The sequence below is a fragment of the Mesorhizobium sp. M0659 genome, from assembly GCF_040320605.1.
Taxonomy (GTDB): Bacteria; Pseudomonadota; Alphaproteobacteria; order Rhizobiales; family Rhizobiaceae; genus Mesorhizobium.
Genome location: NZ_JAMYPY010000016.1, coordinates 89,469 through 106,515, shown reverse-complemented (window position 1 = coordinate 106,515; position 17,047 = coordinate 89,469). Strand labels below are relative to the sequence as shown.

Sequence of the window (17,047 nt, the reverse complement as noted above, 5' to 3'; positions counted from 1 at the left end):
CGGTTCAGCGCGTAACGATCTTGGCTTTCGCCTTCAGCTCTTCGACATACTTGGCCGAGAGCTCGTCGGCGTTCTTGTCGCCGCTGCCTTCGCTCTGGAACACCATCTGGGCCGCCTTGTCGTCGGAAACCTCGCGCGATGAGCAGATGCCGATGAATTCGATGCCGCGATCGGTCTCGCGCACGGCCGTGGCGCCGCCCAGCTTGGTGGCCTTGATCTGCTCGGCCCAGTCCGGCGGCAGTTGCGGCGCCAGCAATCGGGGGAGGTCGCGAACGGTGACGTCGATCAGGCCCTTGGCGAATTCACGCGTGGTGTTGCAGCCATTGAAGCGGGCGCGCATGGCTTCGGCCTCGCGCTTGCGTTTGGCGAGTGTGGCACTGCGCTCGGCCTTCGGCACCACGAAGATCACCTGCTGCAGCATGTACTCGGTGGCGCTTGGCTTGGCGCCGCCTTTTTCGAGCATGCGCTTGACCAGATCCTGTTCGCTCACCTCCCCGCCGCCGCCGCTGTAGCGTGCGCTCAGCGCCTGGTTCCACGCCATCTGGGAGCGGATGAATTCCTTGAAATGCTCCTTGGTCACGCCGGACTGCGCCATGACACCGTCGAGCTGCTTGAGCTGCATCTTGTTGCTCGAGGCAAAGCGCTGATAGGCAGCCTCTACCTGGGCGTCGGAGATGCGGATGCCGAGACGCCTGGCCTCCGCCATACGCAGCGTCTGGTCGATCATTTCCTGACCCGCGTCACCCTTCTTGCGCTGCAGTTTCAGGAAGGCAGCCCGGTGCGCGATGTCGCCGGTGGTGATCGGCATGTTGTTGACGACATACTTGATTTCACTGGCGAAGGCCGGCGGTACTATCATGGTGACGGAGACCGAGGTCGCCGCCAACAGGAGCGCGAATCCTGCCGAAAACAGGTATTTCCTCATCGAAAGCATCCCAATTCTAGCCCGGTTTTGGCCGATTCCAGCCCGATATTGGCGAAATCCGTGCCCGCTTTATGCGGCAAAACGATGTCGTCAGCCGGCTCTACTGGATGGAGTCGATCGAGCTTTGGGACGAGCCGAAATCGCCGAGCGTGCGGAACGACAGGTTGAAGCCGACATTCTGCGACACTTCCTTGGTGTTGATGTCGCGTGATTCCGAGTACGTCATCAGGTAGGTGAAGCAGGAATCATTGTAGGCAAAGCCGACGCCGTCCTTGACCAGCACGCTTTGTTGCAGGTCGTAGGTGCCGGTGCCGAAGACGCGCCAGTTTTCGGCCAGGTGTGTCGAGGCGCCGAGCGTGACTTCGTGGCGGTCGGTGGTGAAACCATAGAGGGGCTGCGCCTGGATGAAGGCGTATTTGGCGCTCAGCGAAACCGGCAGCCCGGAATAGGCGGCCTTCACCTCGGCACGGCGAACTTCGAAGGTCTGCTCGTCGAAGCGGCCGCTGAGCGAACCGGAGAAGCCGCTCGGGCTGCTGAAGCCGACAAGGCCGACATAGTCGGAGGTCGAAGTCTCCAAGCCGGAATCGGCGCCCGCATTGACCAGATCCGGTGAATCGAACGAGTTGCGCCCGCCCAACTGGTAGGATTGGCCGAAGATCGCGTTGGTGCCCCAGCCATTGTCGTAGGCGCCGGAATAGCGGAACCCGACATTGGCGCGGCTGCCGCCTTCGACGCGGTCGTAGCCGGAGAACTTGTCGCGCTCGAACAGCGTCGTGGCGTCGAAGACGAAGCTCTGTGCATCCTCGTTGGGAACGGCGAGCCCGCCGACATACTGCTCATTCGGGCGCATGAAGACCTGCGCCATCGGCTCGACGATATGGCTGGAGCCGGTCATCGAGAACAGCACCGGCCAGCGCATTTCAAGTCCGGCGGTCGCCATGTACCGGGCGAAGGAAGACCGCATGTCGTCGGCGGCACCGACATTCGTCGCCATCTGGTTTACCGCAGTCAGCGAAGCCGAAGAAGCGTTGAGATAGTCGACGTCGCCCTGCAGAGCCAGAAGCGGCGTCAACTGCAATCCGCCGTCCGTGGTGAAGGTACGCTTCCATTCGGCCTCGGCGGTGAGGCGACCGGATTCGCCCTCGATGCCGCGCACGCGCTGGACGCCTGAGCCCGGCACATAGGGGGTAAAATAGGCCTGATCGAGATCGTCGCGGCGGATGATGCGCGCATTGACGTTGAACGACAGCTGGCCGCCGGCCACCGACATGTCGGGGATGTAGGCATAGTCGAGCGACGGCAACACCCAGGGCTGCTTGTCGCTGCGCGATGCGACGTTGCCGTCCGGTGTGTTCTCCTGAACCTGGAAGCGCATGGCGCGCACATCGAAATAGTTGCGGTCGTTTAGGCCGGTCAGGTAGACCGACGATTGATGCACGGCGTCGTTGTAGCCTTCGATCGTGTAGGTACGCGAAAAATTCTTGTCGGTCTGAAGCAGGATATCCCAGCCGAAGTCCCAGCGCGGATTGATGGCGAACTGGCCTTTGGTGCCCATCATGCCGCGGAATTTGTTCGGATCGCCTGCTGGCCCCGAATTGACATTGTAGCCGTCGGGGAAAGCCGCGAAATCACGGAAAGCGCCAGGGTCCTGCTGGTTGATTCCGGCAAGCTTCAGCGTGTACTGGCCATTGTTGAAGCGCTGGCGCCACTCGGCCTCGCCGAGGAAACCCTGCTTGGTGTAGCCGCTGCCGGTAACGGTGAGGTCGTAGGTCGGCGACAAAGCGAAGTAGTAGGGGACTTTGACGCCGACGCCGAGACGGTTGTTGTAGCCGATGCTGGGGATCAGGAAGCCGCTTTTGCGCTTGACCGTCGGGTCGGCGATCTCGAACGCCGGCAGATAAGCCAGCGGGAAACCGAAGAATTCGAAATTCGCATTCTCGAAGCGAACCGTCTTCTTTTCGCCGTTCCAGATGATCTTCCTGGCTTTGATCCGCCAGGTCGGCGCCTTGTCCGGCTTGTCTTCGCAAGGCTCGCAGGCCGTATAGACGCCGTTGTGGAACGTCGTCAGCACGCCGCCCATGCGCTCGGCGCTTTCGGCGGCGAAATAGGCCTTTTCGGGCGTTTCGACGCGCAGCGCATTAACGAAACCGTCAGCGAAATCGTCGGTAATGTCGATATGCTGCGAGTTGATCTTGGTGCCGTCGCTGTTGACGATCTCGACATTGCCGCTGGCAACCAGCCGCTTGGTGTTTCGATCATAGACGACGCGCTGGGCGACGAGCTTGTTGCCGCCATAGTCGATCTGGACGCCGCCGATGGCGGTGACCGTCTGGTTGTCGTTGTTATAGACGAGCGTGTCGGCCGCCAGCAGCATCTGGGAGCCGGAGGGAACCTTCGTTGCCACGTCGGTAACGTCCTGCGCCAGCGCAGGGGCCGTCAGCACGCCGCAGGCGAGCAGGCATGCCAAGGCGCTCGCCGAATAGAGGCGCGCCAAACCGGCCTGCCTATGGCTGCGCAAAGCCGCCTCCCTCACTAGCCGTCTTCCTTGTATAGCAGGAATGTCACCCCAAAGAACATAGCCACGACAACCGGAACCCATGCAGCCACGGCTGTGGGCACGAATCCCGCAACGCCGAATGCCTTGACCAATACCGAAACGACATAAAGCAGAAAGCCGGCGAGGACGCCACCCAGAATCATCGTTGCCGACTGCCCCATCCTCGCAAATCGCATTGAAACTGTTGCCGCAATCAGCGTCATGGCCACAAGCAGGAACGGTAACGCCACCAGCGAATCGAACTGCATGGCGAAGGCATTTGCCTTGAGGCCGAAGGAGCGGGCAACCTCAATCTTGCCGGGAAGGTCGTAAAACGGGATGGTTTCGGGGCGCGCCAGCCGTTCCTGCACGAATTCCGGCTTGAGGTTGGTCGGCAACTGGTCGGTCGTTTCGGAACGGATGTTGCCGTCCTTGAACACCTTGACGTCCTGCAATTCCCAGTAGCCGTCGCGCAGAAAGGCCCGGGCCGCGTCCTTGCGCTCGACGATATTGCCCTGCGGATCGAGGACGAAGAACACGGTGTCGGCCATTTCCAGGCCCTGGTTCAGGATGGCGCGGGCGCCGATGATGGTATCGCCGGAGTTGGTTTTCTGGCGGATCCACGGCGTGGCATCGGCCGCCACCGCGTTCGAATTGCCGGATCGCAGCTGGTTTTCCATCTGCTCCGACCATGAGAAGCCATGCGCGGCGATCGGATTGAGCACGCCGACCGACAATATGCCGAATAACAGCGCACCGATGCAGCAGGGCAACAGAAACTGCCAGGCCGACACTCCGGCCGAGCGCGCAATCACCAGCTCGTATTTTCGGTTGAGCGAGACCAGCGTCGCCATCGCCGAGAACAGGCCGACGAACGGCACCGTCTGCAGCATGATCATCGGCATCCTCAGCGCCGAGATGGCGACCGCCGTGCCGTAGGTGAAGCCCGGCAGGCCGGTGATGCGGCCGGACAGCTCGGTGAAGTCGATCAGGAACACCAGCGCCAGAAGGCCGATGAAGAACCAGATCGTGATCGACACGTAGCGAAAGAAGAAGTAGCGGCCCAGGGTCCAGCCCATCGTCAGGCTCCCTGGCCGGATGTGTAGCGCCGATTGAGGCGCAGCTTGAGCGCCGTCCAGCCATCGCTGACGCGGCCGGCGAAATTCGTCATCCAGTCGGCCCAGCTGCCGGGCAGTTCCATGCTTCGCGAGGTGACGATGAACCAGATGGCGACCGCCGAGGCGATGACCGGCACGCCATAGACCATATAGGCGTATTGCGGGATCTTGTCGGCCTTGCCGGCGGCAAAGAAGCCCAGCCAGCGCACGAACAGCGCAATGGCGATGGCTGTGATCAGCGGGTGGATGCGCGCCTCGCGGTGTGAGCGCGCATCGCCTGCGACCGCCAGCGCGATCAGCGCGAACACCAGCGAATAGGACCATTCGGAAAAGCGCTGGTCGAGCTCGGCCTTGTAGGCGCCGGGCCTGCGCTGGAAGATCTTGTCGTTCGGATCCGGGTTGAGCAGGTATTGCGTCGTTCGGTCCTTGGGCAGGAGCATGATATCGTTCGCCGCCGACATGAAGGCGGAAAGGTCGAAGGCGTAGGACGTGAAGCGGATAACCGACAGATCGCCGGTCAGCGTCTTGCGATGAATGACGCCGTCATTCATCATCAGCACCTTCTCATCACCCTTTTCGACGACGCTACCACTCTTGGCATAATAGATCAGATTGGCGCCTTCCTCGCGCGAATCGGCCACGAAGATGCCGCCGAGCCGGTTGTCCGGCAGCCGCTCGCCTATCTGCAGGAACAGCCCGTCGTCGATCTTGCGGAACGTGCCTTCCTGGATGATCAGCGACAAGAGATCGGCGCGCGAGGACGCGATCAGCTGGCGGTTCTTCTGCCTGGCATAGGGTTCGACGCCATTGTCGACCGCGAAGGAAAAGACGCTGGCCGCCAGCGCGATCAGCAGGACCGGCCGCACAATCGTCCAGCGCGAGGCGCCGGCGGCGTTGATGACGGCCAATTCCGAATCGGAGTTCATGACGCTGAGCGTCTGGGCCACCGCCACCACCAGGGCGAATGGCACCACGATCGGGATGATGGTGGGGATGATGAGGCCCGCGACCTCGAAAAAAGTCAGCGCCGATTGGCCACTATCGGTGACCAGGTCGATGCGGGCAAGCACCTGCGTCGTCCAGACAATGGCCAGCGTCCAGATCAGCGCAGCGAGAAACACCGCCAGTGCGCGACGCATGATGTAGCGTTCAACGACCTTCATGTAAGGCTTTTCTCGATTTGCCGAACGGCATCATGCCCGCCGACAAGGTAGTCGTCCGGCTGCGGCTGTACAACTGGGTGCGTTTGGCCATTTCTTTCAGGCGGTTCGATCCGATTCTCCGTCCCACATCGCCCGTCCCGCAGGCCGGAGTGTCGGCGGCAATGGATAAGAAAGGGAGAACATCAATGGTTAACAACAGGTTGCGGCAGGAAAGCGGAGCCGTGCCGCGACGAATCGTTATCGATTCCGCTGCGCATATGAGCCCTGATTCCGGCAAAGTCTTGCCAAATCAAGGAAAACGCCCAAATGTCGCGCATCTTCCCTGAGAATGCATTTTTCCTGAAAATCTGAGCCGTTTCCCGAAAGCAGGACCTGATGACTTTGAGACCATTGATCGCCTTCGCCAAATTTGCCGCACCCAAAAAGGGCAGCATCTTCGTGCTGGCGGCCGACGATGGTGGTCTTGGCGAACCGGCAAAGGCCTGCGACCCCTCAGGAACGCTGGCGCGGGCGTTTCCGGTGGCGGAGTTTTCCGGAAAATTCGCCGGTGTCGTCGAAGTGCTGGCGCCGCAGGGAACATCGCTCGACCGACTGGTGGCGGTCGGCGCCGGCAAGGTCGCCGGCCTCGATGACTTTGCCTGGCTGAAGCTTGGCGGCACCATCGCCGCGTCCCTGCGCAAGGCAGCGGAGGTGGCCGTCATCCTCGATGTGCCGGGCGCAAAGATTGGCGGCAGGCAAGCGGCGAACCTTGCCGCCGGCATCATTCTTCGCAGCTACTCCTTCGACAAATACAAGACCAGGAAAGACAAGGACGATGCCGAGCCGAAGAAACCGGTCAAGGTGACCATCCACACCGCCGATCCCGCCGCGGCGAAAAAGGCCTTCGCCGACGAGGTTGCGGTCATCGACGGCGTGCTTCTGGCGCGCGACCTTGTCAACGAACCGGCCAATACGCTCGGCCCGATCGAATTCGCCGCCCGCGCCAAGGAACTGGAAGCGCTCGGCGTCGAGGTCGAGATCCTCACCGAGAAGGAAATGAAGAAGCTCGGCATGGGCTCGCTCCTCGGTGTCGCGCAGGGTTCGCCGCGCGGCGCCCGGATGGCTGTCATGCAATGGAAGGGCGGCAAGGCCAAGGACGCACCGGTCGCCTTCGTCGGCAAGGGCGTCACCTTCGACACCGGCGGCAATTCTATGAAGCCGGCCTCCGGCATGGAAGACATGAAGGGCGACATGGGCGGTGCCGCGGCCGTCATCGGGCTCATCCAGGCGCTGGCCGCGCGAAAGGCCAAGGCCAATGTCGTCGGCATCGTCGGGCTGGTGGAAAATGCCGTCGACGGCCATGCCCAGCGCCCCGGCGACATCGTCACCTCGATGTCGGGTCAGACCATCGAGGTGCTCAACACCGATGCCGAAGGACGCCTCGTTCTGGCCGACGCGCTGTGGTATTGCAACGACCGCTTCCAGCCGAAATTCATGGTCAATCTGGCGACGCTGACTGGCGCCATCATGGTCGCGCTCGGCCAGCATTATGCCGGCCTGTTCTCCAACAATGACGAACTTTCGGACAGGTTGACGGCGGCCGGCCAGGCGAGTCAGGAGCGGCTCTGGCGCATGCCGCTTGGGCCCGAATACGACAAGCTGATCGATTCCAAGAACGCCGACATGAAGAACATCGGCGGCCGCTATGGTGGCGCCATCATCGCCGCGCAGTTCCTGCACCGGTTCGTCAAGGAAACGCCGTGGGCGCATCTCGACATCGCCGGCACCGCGATGGGCTCGCCGCCGAGCGAGATCAACCAGTCCTGGGGCTCGGGTTTCGGCGTCAGGCTGCTCGACCGGCTGGTGCGCGACAATTACGAGGGATAAGGCAGGGAATGGCCGATGTCCTGTTCTACCACCTGACCGAATCGACGCTGGAGGATGCGCTTCCCGGCCTGCTCGAGCGCAGCGTCGATCGCGGCTGGCGCGCCGTGGTGCAGACAGGGACCGAGGAGCGGCGCGATGCGCTCGACCTGCATCTGTGGACATTCAGGGACGATTCGTTCCTCGCGCACGCGACCGACCGTGAAGCCCATCCGGCCGAACAGCCAATCCTGCTCACCACGAGCGACGCCAACCCCAACCAGGCGCAGATACGCTTCCTCGTCGATGGCGCCGCACCCGCCGATCTCGCCGGCTACGAACGCGCCGTGTTCCTGTTCGACGGCCATGACGCGGCCCAGGTCGAAGGGGCGCGGACGCATTGGAAGGTGTTGAAAGAAGCGGGCCACGCTGTCACCTACTGGCAGCAGACGCCCGACCGTCGCTGGGAGCGCAAGGCGTAAGTCGCGTTATCGGTCGCTGATCGTAACCTTGTTTATCTTCGCGCCCTGCGGGAGATCTTTCACCTGCCGATGGATTTGGCCGGCGATATGCACCTTCACAACGAAAAACGTCGTTTCCATCTCTCGCAGACTCATTTCGCCGCCAAGCACCGGCGGCTTCTTGAAATCATAGCATTGGCCGGCTGCCGGAATCAGTCCGTTCTTTCGGGCGGCAACGACAAGGCCCGCCAGCAGCAACTCGTCGCGGCGCGCTTCATTCTGCAAGTCGGCCTGAAATTCCGCCCAATGACCCGCAATTCTGGTCAATTTCCCGTCGAGCATATCGAGATGACGAACCGACCCGTCGCCGGCACGGAAAAATATGTCGCCGAAAGCTGACACCGCAGCTGGTTCAAGGCCATCCAGTCCGATCCACTTCCAGCCGTCCAACGCTTCCGCGACTTCGTTCGCAGGTGGTTCGATAAAGAGGAACTGATAGTCATGGGGCCATTCGGCTCTGATCAAGCCCCCTGTATTGGCTCTGTTGGCCTCGGCTTTTCCTTCCTGTCTGGCGTCGGACGCGCCAAAAATTGAAGAAATAAAGCGGAAAAAAGATCTGGCCATAATCGCCCCCGTACGGGTCTTTATACTTGCGAGAGATTCTAGCCGCAATCCACTGAAGGCTCCATAGTTCCCACGCATTCGTCTTGATGATGGCCATCACATTGGATCCGTTTTATGGATTGACTGGATGCAGGCTCATTGGGCGGGCTGAGAATGCGGATCAGGATCATCGGAACCGGGCGGGCCGTGCCGGCTCGATGCGTGACGTCGCGCGCCCTCGATGCGCGGCTGGGGTATGGCGATGGACATTTCGAGGCCGCGACCGGCATCATCGAACGCTATGTCTGCGAGGCCGAATCGCAGGTCGACCTTGCTTGTGCCGCAGCCCGTCTGGCGCTTGCCGATGCCGAACTTGAGACAGGCAGTGTCGATCTGGTCATCGGCGGTTGCGGCGTGCCTTACCAGCCGTTGCCGTCGACGGCGCCGCTGGTCATGCAGCGCCTCGGCCTTGCCGATGGGTCGGCGGCCGCTTTCGACGTCAACAGCACCTGCCTCGGCTTCCTCACAGCCTTCGAGACCGCGTCGCGCCTGATCGAGGCCGGGCAATGCCGGACGGCGCTGGTGTTCTCGTCTGAAATCGCCTCGCGCGCCCTGCCGTGGCAGGACCAGCCGGAAATTGCTGCCCTCTTCGGCGATGGCGCGGCGGCCGCCGTGCTGCAGCAGGCAGCCCCTGCCGAGGGTCGAGTCGCGGCCAACCTGATGCGCACCTACCCTTCCGCCTATGAGGCCTGCAGCATCGGCTCCGGCGGCACCCGGTTCGACTTTCATCGTGAGCCTGAGGAATTTGCCCGCCACAGCCTGTTCCACATGGAGGGTAAGGAACTGTTTCGCGTCACGTCACGCCATTTCAACGGCTTTGTAGCGGAGTTGCTCGATCGCGCCGGCTGGCGGCACGACGATGTTGACCTCGTCGTGCCGCATCAGGCGAGCCCTTTGGCGCTCGCCCACATGGCGCGTCAGACCGGCTTCGCCAGGGAAAAGCTCGTCGACATCGCGGCGCGCTACGGCAATCAGATCGCCGCTTCCATCCCGTTTGCGCTCGACGTCGCGCGCCGCGAACAACGCATTGTGCCGGGCGCCAAGGTGCTGTTCCTCGGCACCTCGGCCGGCGTGTCGTTCGGCGGCATGGCGCTGGAAGCATGACCGTGGGACGCGTCCTCGTCACCGGCGCCAGCGGCTTCCTCGGCGCGCATATCATGGCGCGGCTGGCGGCACTGGGTACACCGGCGCTGGGTCTTGGCAGGGACGCCAAACGCTGCGCGGCGCTCGAAGCCGCTGGTCATCGGGTCGTTCGGCTCGATTTGTCTCAACCATTCGATGCAGCTGCCGCGCGCGCTCTCGACGGCGTCGATGCGATCATCCACTGCGCGGCACTTTCCGCGCCCTTCGGCAGGTTGGCGGATTTCCAGACGGCAAATGTCACAGCTACCCGCAACCTCAGCGATTTCGCGCGCGGGCAAGGCGTGCGCCGCTTCGTCCATATCTCCAGCCCGACGGTCTGTTTCGCCTATCGCGACCAGCTCGGAGTTTCCGAGAATGCGGCCTTGCCCCCTCCGGTCAACCACTATGCCCGCACCAAGCGGCAGGCCGAGGAGATCGTGCTGGCGGCGCCTGAGATCAGCCCGGTGGTGCTGCGGCCGCGCGGCCTCTACGGTCCCGGCGACCGCACGCTGCTGCCGCGTCTGCTGCAGGTGGCACGGCAGCGCCCGCTGCCGCTGTTTCGCGACGGCAAGGCGCGCATCGATCTCACTTATATAGAGGATGTCGTCGATGCGGTGCTTGCCGCGCTGTCCGCTGGCAGCGCTGCCGAGGAACAGATATTCAACATCTCCGGCGGCGAAGTGGTGCCGGTCCGCCGCATTGCCGAGGCGGCCTGCGCCCGCGCCGGCGTGCAGCCGCGCTGGCGCAGAATGCCGCTCTGGCCCGCCATGCTGGCGGCCGGGATAGCGGAGACGGTAGCGAATATATTGCCCGGCCGCCCGGAACCGCCGGTGACGCGCTACGGTCTTGGCCTGTTCGCCTATGCGCAGAGCCTCGATCTTTCCAAGGCAGGCCGCATCCTCGGCTGGGCGCCGAAAGTGTCGTTCGAGGAAGGGCTCGATCGCACATTCGGCAAGGCGATGGAAAGCAGGAGGGCAGCGTGAAGATCGTCTTCGCCAACAGCGCCTCTGTCAGCGCAGCCGAGCGCCTGATCCTGCGCGGCGGCAGCTGGGCGAAGGTCAGGCTACGTGTCCGCTACGGCCTGATCATGCATCCGCGAGCCGGCCCCGTCCTGATCGATACCGGCTACACGCCGCATGTGACACAAGGCAGTGGGCGCAGCACGGCGCTGCGTCTTTACAGTGCGATCCTCCGGCCCCAGCTCAACGAAGCCGAGCAGCCGCTCGCGGTACTGGCGCGCTTCGGCCTCTCGCCGCAGGACGTGCGCACCGTCATTGTCACGCATTTCCATGCCGACCACATGTCGGGCCTGTCGCTGTTTCCCAACTCTCGGCTTATCGCCAATGACACCGCCTGGGCGCGGGCGAAGGCCAAGACTTCCCGGCAGAATCTGCGCCATGGCGTCTTCAAGGAACTGTTCCCGTCTGACTTCGAGGCCCGACTCGACGGGCTGTCGTCGAAGCGGCAGGTCGAGCCGCGTGGCGGCGTACCGGGCGGCGCCGATCTGTTCGGCGACGGCAGCGTCGTCGCAGTCGATCTGCCCGGCCATGCCGATGGCCAGTTCGGCCTTTTGTTCCCCAATCTGGAGCGGCCGCTGCTCTACGCCGTCGATGCGCAATGGCTGATCAGAGCATTGGTGGAAAACCGAACTCCCGGTCTGCCTGCAACCCTGCTGGCCGAGGATGCCGCCGCGATCGAGCCGACCAGCGTAATGTTGCGTCGGTTTCTGGCGACCGGCGGCGAGGTTGTTCTTTGTCATGATCCGGCGGTGACGGCCTACGATGTGGCCGGAGAGAGCGCGTGAACGGGCCGGCCGAAGCGATCCGCTCGTTTGCGCTGACGCAATGGGTTTCGCGCAAAAGCCGCGAGAGTTTCGAGCGCTGGCAGGCGCAAGCCTTGCGCCGCTTTCTCGACCGCGACCTGCCGCGCGCGCCGTTCTACGGCAAGGCGCCGCGTCTTCTCGGCGACCTGCCGGTGACCGACAAGGCGACGGTGATGGGCAATTTCGAGCGCTTCAACATTCATGGCGTCTCGGCCGCCGAGGCCTGGAAGGCGCAGGCCGGCGATAGCCGCATTGGCGAGCTGACTGTCGGCTCCAGCACCGGCACGTCGGGCAATCGTGGCCTGTTCGTCATTTCCGAGGCGGAAAAATACCGCTGGCTGGGCACCATCCTGGCCAAAGCCGTGCCCGATCTGCTCTGGCGCCGGCAGCGCGTTGCGGTGATCCTGCCGCAAAACACCGGGCTCTACGATAGCGCGCGCAAATCGCGGCGTATCGACCTGCGCTTCTTCGATCTGACGCGCGGTCCGGAGAGCTGGCGCGGCGCTCTCGAAGATTTCGCGCCGACGGTGATCATCGCGCCACCGAAGATACTGCGGCACTTCGCGGCCGAGGGCTTTCGGCTCAAGCCGCAGCGTGTCTTCAGCGCCGCCGAAACGCTCGACCCGGTTGACCGGCCGGTCATCCAGGCATTCTTTGGTGGTCAGGTCGACCAGATCTACATGGCGACCGAAGGGCTGTTCGCCGTCACCTGCCGCCAGGGCGGGCTGCATCTGGCCGAGGATTCGGTGTTCTTCGAGTTCGAACCGGCCGGCGACGGCCTGGTCATGCCGCTGATCACCGCCTTTCGCCGCCGGACCCAGATCATGGCGCGCTACCGGATGAACGACTTGCTGCGGCTGTCCGAAAAGCCATGCCGCTGCGGCTCGCCGCTGCGCACGCTGGACGAGATCGTCGGCCGCATGGACGACGCTTTCCGGCTCGCCTCGCCGCACGGGCAGCTCCTCGTCACGCCCGACATACTACGCAATGCGGTGCTCAAGGCCGACCGGCGCATCGACGATTTCCGCCTGGTCCAGACCGCTGCCGACGTCATCGAACTTAGACTTGCGCCCAAGCTCGCCGACGAAGCCGCCACTGCCGCGCATGCAGCCGTGCGAACGCTACTGGCCGCGCGCCAGGCGACGGTGAGAGTCAGCCTCCTGCGCAAGAGCCTGCCGCTGGAGACCAGCCGTAAACTGCGCCGTGTAGAATGCCGACTGGGGATGAGGACGTGAATCGGCCTGCCGCATTGCCAGTCGCTCAACTGGACCAGGTTGAAAACAACCCGCGTGAGGTCGAAGCCTTCGTTCAGCTATTCAACGAGGTGCCGGTGCGCGACCTCGTGCGAAATCTGACGGTCGCCGTCGAGGCCCTCGAGATCGCTGGCCGCTTCTTTCCACTGACGCTGAACGACAGAAGCGAGGCGCCGAACTGCTATGTCTGCTGCCCGTCCAGCGCCTATATCGACTACGCCATCGACGAGACCCGCAATTTCGTCTCGTCGCCCATGCTGCAAAGAGCGATCCGCATGTTGATTGGCCTGTGCGCGCCGCTGGTCAGGATGAGCGGCCTCGACCATCAGGTTCAGGTCAACAACTGGCTCTATTCGACCAATCCGGTGCCGCTGCTCGATCGCAACGCGGTCGCTGCGATCCGCGACGATCTCACGGCGCGTTTTCCCGATCGCGCTGTTCTCATCCGCTCCCTGAACGAGATCGCCGATCCCTCGACAATCGCAGCGCTGAAGGCGGAGGGTTTTCGAATGCTGGCGGCGCGGCAAATCTACATCTTCGCCGGCCGCGGTTCGGTCATGACCAACGACATGAAGCGCGACCGCAAGCGGCTGCGCACGACGCCGTTCGAGCGGGTCGGCAATGGCGACTTCACCGAGGCCGACTATGCGCGCGCCGAAGCGCTCTACCGGATGCTCTATCTCGACAAATACACGCCGCTCAACCCGCACTACACCGCCCGCTATATCGGCGAGACGCACCGTCGCGGCATCCTGCAACTGGCAGGCCTGCGTCGTCCCGGCGGTGAACTGGTCGCCGTCGCCGCTTTGTCTCAGAACGGCAGGACACTGACGCAGCCCATCGTCGGCTACGACACCGGCCTCCCGGTGAGCGAAGGCCTTTACCGCATGATGATGGCGCTGGCTCAGGATCATGCGATGGTGCACGGCCTGTTCTTCAACATGAGCGCCGGTGCCGCCGCCTTCAAACGCTTGCGCGGCGCCGTGGCAACGGTGGAGTACAACGCCGTCTATGCCGGCCATCTTCGGCGCCGCCAGCGCGCTGCAGTGCGTATCATGGAATCTGTGCTCGCGAAGATCGGCATCCCTCTGCTTAGGAGATTTGAACTTTGAGCGAAGCCCGGCAGCAAAAAGACAAAGACTATTGGCAGGCGGTAGTGCGGTCAGTCGATATCAAAGGCAAGCCGAAGCGCATCCTGTTCGATGGCACGCCGCTGGTGCTGTTCCGCTCGGCGCAGGGGATTGCAGCCCTCTTCGACCGCTGCGCTCACCGCCTGGTCGAACTCTCGACCGGCAAGGTCGTCGGTGGCGAGATCGAATGTCCCTATCATGGCTGGCGCTACAATGGGGAAGGGCGCTGTACCGCCATTCCCGGCCATGTCGGCGACGTCCCGCATTACCGTGTCCGCCGCTACAGCGCGATCGAGCGCGACGGCGTCGTCTTCGTCTCGGCAGGCACGCCTGAGGGCGAGCCCTATCTCCATTGCATGCAAGGCAAGGATGTCGTCGTGAAGCGGGTGCGAAGCTCGGCGCGATCGACGGTGCTCGACGCCGCCGAGAACATTCTCGACGCCACTCACACCCACTTCACCCACAAGGGTGTGCTGCGCGGCCTGACCGCAAAGCGCCATCTCGTGCGCGTCGAGGTGACCGGCGGCAAGGGCTGGGTCGAAAGCTGCTACACCGGCGAGGACCGCCAACAGGGGCTGGTCAGCCGGCTGCTGGAAGGCGAGCGCGCCAGGACCATCGGCCGCTACCGACATCCCGGCATCGTCGAACTCGAATATTGGGGCAAGGGCGGCTTGGCGCTGGCGACCACTTTCCATTTGCGTCAGGCGGACGAACGGACCGTCGAAGGCGTCGGCTGGCTGATCGGCCCGCGACAGGGCCTGTTCGGCGAACTCAAGGCGCTTGCTTTCCGGCCGCTCTTTGCCTTTGCCCTGCAGCAGGATCGCCGTGCGCTGAAATCGGCCAGCGACAACGCCCGTATATCGCCGCAGGTTCAGCCGGCGATCGGCCCGCTGGATTTCCTGCGCCGCGACATAGCGGCGATCATCGACGGCAAGATGCCACCGGCGGCGGCAGAGCCGCGGGTGCACCAAATCGAGCTGTAATCTAAAGTTCACGGCACTTGATTCCAGTTCTGCTGTAAATTATAGTTCACGGATGATCGAAGTTCGATCCACTGACGAATTCCGAAAATGGCTCAGAGGGCTCACGGACATTCGCGCCGTAAAGAAGATCACCCAACGGATTGTCCGCGTTCAGGCTGGGCTGGCGGGAGACGCCAAGTTCTTCGATGGCATAGGAGAATTGCGCGTAGATTACGGTCCGGGATACCGCGTGTACTTCGTCCGGCGCGGCAACACGGTCATTATCCTGCTCTGCGGCGGTGACAAAGGCTCGCAGGACAGGGACATCGGAAAAGCCAGGAAAATGGCAAAGGAAGTTTGATATGACCCTCAGAACCACACCATTCGACGCCGCCGAATATCTTGATGATGCTGAGTCTCAAGCCGAACTGCTCGCTGATGCGTTCGAGACCGGGGACGCGACTTATATTGCGCACGCCCTCGGCATTGTCGCGCGCGCCCGCGGCATGACAAGCATAGCGAAGGACGCCGGCGTGACCCGAGAGGCACTCTACAAGGCGCTGAGCGAAAAGGGCGATCCGCGCCTCAGTACATTGCTGGGCGTAACCAAGGCGCTTGGCCTGCAATTGTCCGCAAAGCCAGTTAATCCCGTTTAGGCAACCTTAGCAGGACTTACGCACTCAGCTGAAAACGGGAAGTTCCGCTTCAACTCGACTAGTCCTGCTCCGGCCCATTCCACTCGATATCGCGCGTCGACGCAGCCTGAAGGCTGATGCGCTGGCGCAGTGCTGTGCCGGCGATCTCGGCCAGCGTGCGCCACTGCGCCCGCTTCGGCGCGGGGTCGCCCGGCCAGTCGAGCAGCTCATCGGCATCGTGCATCGCCTGGCGAAAGCTGCCGAGACCACCGGAGCGCAGTGCCGCCGGCATCCCGTAGATCCACATCGCAAGCCTCACCGTCTGCGGCGCCGTCACGTCGGGCTTCACCTCGGCGCCATCCTCCAGGACCGCGTCGGCGAAGCGCCGCGGATCGCGAAAGAAGTGCAGGCCGCTCACGGCGCGCGGATTGCACTCCAGTGGCAGCACCGTGCCGTTATTCTCGCGCATCAGGTCGAAGGAGATCTGGCCGGTCCAGCCGGCACCGGCGACGAAGGTTTCGACGAAGCGCCGGGCAGCCGCATCCCCGACTGGCTCGAAACAGATGCCGGCGCCCATGCCGGCGCGATAGAGCGAACTGTAGAGCGCCAGCGCTTTGAGTTCACCCTCGACCGCCACCGCATAGGCGCTGATCTCTTCACCTGCGATGTAGCGCTGCGCCACCCAAGGAGCGGCGGGCGAGGGGCGGACGGCGTCGAGTTCGTCCGGCGATGGCCGCAGCAGTACGTCACGGGCAAAACGTGACCACACAGGTTTGAACACCAATTCGCGCGATTGGCCACGAACGCCGTCGAGATCGGCCTCGCTTTGCAGCAGTATCGTTTCCGGCACGTCGAGCCCAAGGCTCTGCGCCAGCCGGATGAAGGCATGCTTGTCGTGAACGCGGGCGAGCATCGCCATCTCGGGTGCGAAGAGGCGGGCCGGCATGGCGCGGTGCTGCCAGAGACGACCGAGATAAAAGACTTCCTCGCAGGTCGGGATAACGAGTTCGATGCCTTCCGCGCGGACAAGCGCTTCCACCGCCTTGGCATAGGCGTCGGCGGCAAAGCGCGGCGGCGGCAGGCGATTGTAGGCGGCGCAGGCCGTGCTCCCTGCGGCGATCGGCCGGGCCGGGCTGTCGGCCAGGATCACCCGGCAACCGGCGCCATGCAGCAGCCGCGCCAAGTGCAGCGCCACCGGCGCGCGGGCACCGGTGATCAGCACGGTGCTATTGGGCATGAGCCACCGGCATCGGTTGGAAAAGACGAGTCAATGCTTCTGCGGAAGGCTTCATTCGCCATAAGTGCCACATGGCTTGCGTGCCGCCAACGGACTCCACAAAGGTGGCTCCGCTGCGTCAGCCATCGCTTTTTGGCCTTCAGGGCGTTATTGGCAATCTGTCGAACACCCGGATCTC

General features: G+C 63.2%; 17 protein-coding genes. 11 read left to right on the top strand and 6 right to left on the bottom strand.

Features of this window, described 5'->3' with window-relative positions:
* Positions 1-4 precede the first annotated feature (4 nt).
* The 4 genes from NKI31_RS23425 to lptF all read right to left on the bottom strand — a co-directional run bounded on the left by NKI31_RS23425 (position 5) and on the right by lptF (position 5,742).
* The gene (locus NKI31_RS23425) at positions 5-934 is read right to left on the bottom strand and encodes a peptidylprolyl isomerase (protein WP_023826924.1); all 930 of its coding nucleotides are present in this window, start codon (positions 932-934) and stop codon (positions 5-7) included.
* A gap of 91 nt (positions 935-1,025) precedes the next feature.
* Positions 1,026-3,458, bottom strand: a complete 2,433-nt coding sequence (locus NKI31_RS23420; protein WP_023742320.1) for an LPS-assembly protein LptD — start codon at positions 3,456-3,458, stop codon at positions 1,026-1,028.
* Positions 3,458-4,540 (bottom strand): LPS export ABC transporter permease LptG, encoded by a 1,083-nt coding sequence (lptG, locus tag NKI31_RS23415; RefSeq protein WP_023695591.1) that lies wholly within the window; start codon positions 4,538-4,540, stop codon positions 3,458-3,460. Before lptG ends, NKI31_RS23420 begins: the two co-directional genes overlap by 1 nt.
* A gap of 2 nt (positions 4,541-4,542) precedes the next feature.
* Complete coding sequence (lptF, locus tag NKI31_RS23410) at positions 4,543-5,742, bottom strand: LPS export ABC transporter permease LptF (protein ID WP_023672737.1); 1,200 nt, start codon at positions 5,740-5,742, stop codon at positions 4,543-4,545.
* A gap of 32 nt (positions 5,743-5,774) precedes the next feature.
* On the opposite strand from lptF, the gene NKI31_RS23405 reads away from it, so the two are divergent.
* From NKI31_RS23405 to NKI31_RS23395, 3 genes are read left to right on the top strand one after another with little or no spacing between them, the layout of a single operon-like run.
* Entirely contained in the window at positions 5,775-6,068 is a 294-nt protein-coding gene (locus NKI31_RS23405; RefSeq protein ID WP_155923279.1) for a hypothetical protein, read from the top strand.
* A gap of 49 nt (positions 6,069-6,117) precedes the next feature.
* Positions 6,118-7,608, top strand: a complete 1,491-nt coding sequence (locus tag NKI31_RS23400; protein ID WP_352652642.1) for a leucyl aminopeptidase — start codon at positions 6,118-6,120, stop codon at positions 7,606-7,608.
* A gap of 8 nt (positions 7,609-7,616) precedes the next feature.
* Positions 7,617-8,066, top strand: coding sequence for a DNA polymerase III subunit chi (locus tag NKI31_RS23395; RefSeq protein ID WP_023672739.1), 450 nt, complete (start codon positions 7,617-7,619; stop codon positions 8,064-8,066).
* A gap of 6 nt (positions 8,067-8,072) precedes the next feature.
* Here the strand turns inward: NKI31_RS23395 and NKI31_RS23390 are convergent, their stop codons facing one another.
* Positions 8,073-8,669, bottom strand: coding sequence for a T6SS immunity protein Tdi1 domain-containing protein (locus tag NKI31_RS23390; protein WP_023685696.1), 597 nt, complete (start codon positions 8,667-8,669; stop codon positions 8,073-8,075).
* A gap of 153 nt (positions 8,670-8,822) precedes the next feature.
* Here NKI31_RS23390 and NKI31_RS23385 point away from each other — a divergent pair, with 153 nt between their 5' ends.
* From NKI31_RS23385 to NKI31_RS23350, 8 genes are read left to right on the top strand one after another with little or no spacing between them, the layout of a single operon-like run.
* Positions 8,823-9,812: a 3-oxoacyl-[acyl-carrier-protein] synthase III C-terminal domain-containing protein gene (locus tag NKI31_RS23385; protein WP_352652641.1), complete on the top strand. Its 990-nt coding sequence runs from the start codon at positions 8,823-8,825 to the stop codon at positions 9,810-9,812.
* A complete protein-coding gene (locus tag NKI31_RS23380; protein ID WP_352652640.1) occupies positions 9,809-10,813 on the top strand; it encodes an NAD-dependent epimerase/dehydratase family protein in 1,005 nt (334 codons plus the stop codon). Before NKI31_RS23385 ends, NKI31_RS23380 begins: the two co-directional genes overlap by 4 nt.
* A complete protein-coding gene (locus NKI31_RS23375; protein ID WP_352652639.1) occupies positions 10,810-11,634 on the top strand; it encodes an MBL fold metallo-hydrolase in 825 nt (274 codons plus the stop codon). Before NKI31_RS23380 ends, NKI31_RS23375 begins: the two co-directional genes overlap by 4 nt.
* Complete coding sequence (locus tag NKI31_RS23370; protein WP_352652638.1) at positions 11,631-12,887, top strand: F390 synthetase-related protein; 1,257 nt, start codon at positions 11,631-11,633, stop codon at positions 12,885-12,887. Before NKI31_RS23375 ends, NKI31_RS23370 begins: the two co-directional genes overlap by 4 nt.
* Positions 12,884-14,017: a GNAT family N-acetyltransferase gene (locus NKI31_RS23365; protein ID WP_352652636.1), complete on the top strand. Its 1,134-nt coding sequence runs from the start codon at positions 12,884-12,886 to the stop codon at positions 14,015-14,017. Before NKI31_RS23370 ends, NKI31_RS23365 begins: the two co-directional genes overlap by 4 nt.
* A 44-nt stretch (positions 14,018-14,061) precedes the next feature.
* Positions 14,062-15,018 (top strand): Rieske 2Fe-2S domain-containing protein, encoded by a 957-nt coding sequence (locus NKI31_RS23360; RefSeq protein ID WP_352652635.1) that lies wholly within the window; start codon positions 14,062-14,064, stop codon positions 15,016-15,018.
* Positions 15,019-15,070: 52 nt separating this feature from the next.
* Positions 15,071-15,358 (top strand): type II toxin-antitoxin system RelE/ParE family toxin, encoded by a 288-nt coding sequence (locus NKI31_RS23355; protein ID WP_023727340.1) that lies wholly within the window; start codon positions 15,071-15,073, stop codon positions 15,356-15,358.
* Position 15,359: 1 nt separating this feature from the next.
* The gene (locus tag NKI31_RS23350) at positions 15,360-15,653 is read left to right on the top strand and encodes an addiction module antidote protein (protein ID WP_023672747.1); all 294 of its coding nucleotides are present in this window, start codon (positions 15,360-15,362) and stop codon (positions 15,651-15,653) included.
* A 58-nt stretch (positions 15,654-15,711) separates the two neighbouring features.
* Here NKI31_RS23350 and NKI31_RS23345 read toward each other — a convergent pair whose 3' ends face one another.
* Entirely contained in the window at positions 15,712-16,869 is a 1,158-nt protein-coding gene (locus NKI31_RS23345; protein ID WP_352652634.1) for an ATP-grasp domain-containing protein, read from the bottom strand.
* Positions 16,870-17,047 lie beyond the last annotated feature (178 nt).

What these genes read in the sequence shown, in the direction of transcription:
- NKI31_RS23395 (WP_023672739.1), top strand. Translation starts at nt 7,617, where the DNA reads ATGGCCGATGTCCTGTTCTACCACCTGACCGAATCGACGCTGGAGGAT.
- lptF (WP_023672737.1), bottom strand. Translation starts at nt 5,742, where the DNA reads ATGAAGGTCGTTGAACGCTACATCATGCGTCGCGCACTGGCGGTGTTT.
- lptG (WP_023695591.1), bottom strand. Translation starts at nt 4,540, where the DNA reads ATGGGCTGGACCCTGGGCCGCTACTTCTTCTTTCGCTACGTGTCGATC.
- NKI31_RS23400 (WP_352652642.1), top strand. Translation starts at nt 6,118, where the DNA reads ATGACTTTGAGACCATTGATCGCCTTCGCCAAATTTGCCGCACCCAAA.
- NKI31_RS23390 (WP_023685696.1), bottom strand. Translation starts at nt 8,669, where the DNA reads ATGGCCAGATCTTTTTTCCGCTTTATTTCTTCAATTTTTGGCGCGTCC.
- NKI31_RS23385 (WP_352652641.1), top strand. Translation starts at nt 8,823, where the DNA reads ATGCGGATCAGGATCATCGGAACCGGGCGGGCCGTGCCGGCTCGATGC.
- NKI31_RS23425 (WP_023826924.1), bottom strand. Translation starts at nt 934, where the DNA reads ATGCTTTCGATGAGGAAATACCTGTTTTCGGCAGGATTCGCGCTCCTG.
- NKI31_RS23405 (WP_155923279.1), top strand. Translation starts at nt 5,775, where the DNA reads ATGCCCGCCGACAAGGTAGTCGTCCGGCTGCGGCTGTACAACTGGGTG.
- NKI31_RS23380 (WP_352652640.1), top strand. Translation starts at nt 9,809, where the DNA reads ATGACCGTGGGACGCGTCCTCGTCACCGGCGCCAGCGGCTTCCTCGGC.
- NKI31_RS23350 (WP_023672747.1), top strand. Translation starts at nt 15,360, where the DNA reads ATGACCCTCAGAACCACACCATTCGACGCCGCCGAATATCTTGATGAT.
- NKI31_RS23345 (WP_352652634.1), bottom strand. Translation starts at nt 16,869, where the DNA reads ATGCCCAATAGCACCGTGCTGATCACCGGTGCCCGCGCGCCGGTGGCG.
- NKI31_RS23355 (WP_023727340.1), top strand. Translation starts at nt 15,071, where the DNA reads ATGATCGAAGTTCGATCCACTGACGAATTCCGAAAATGGCTCAGAGGG.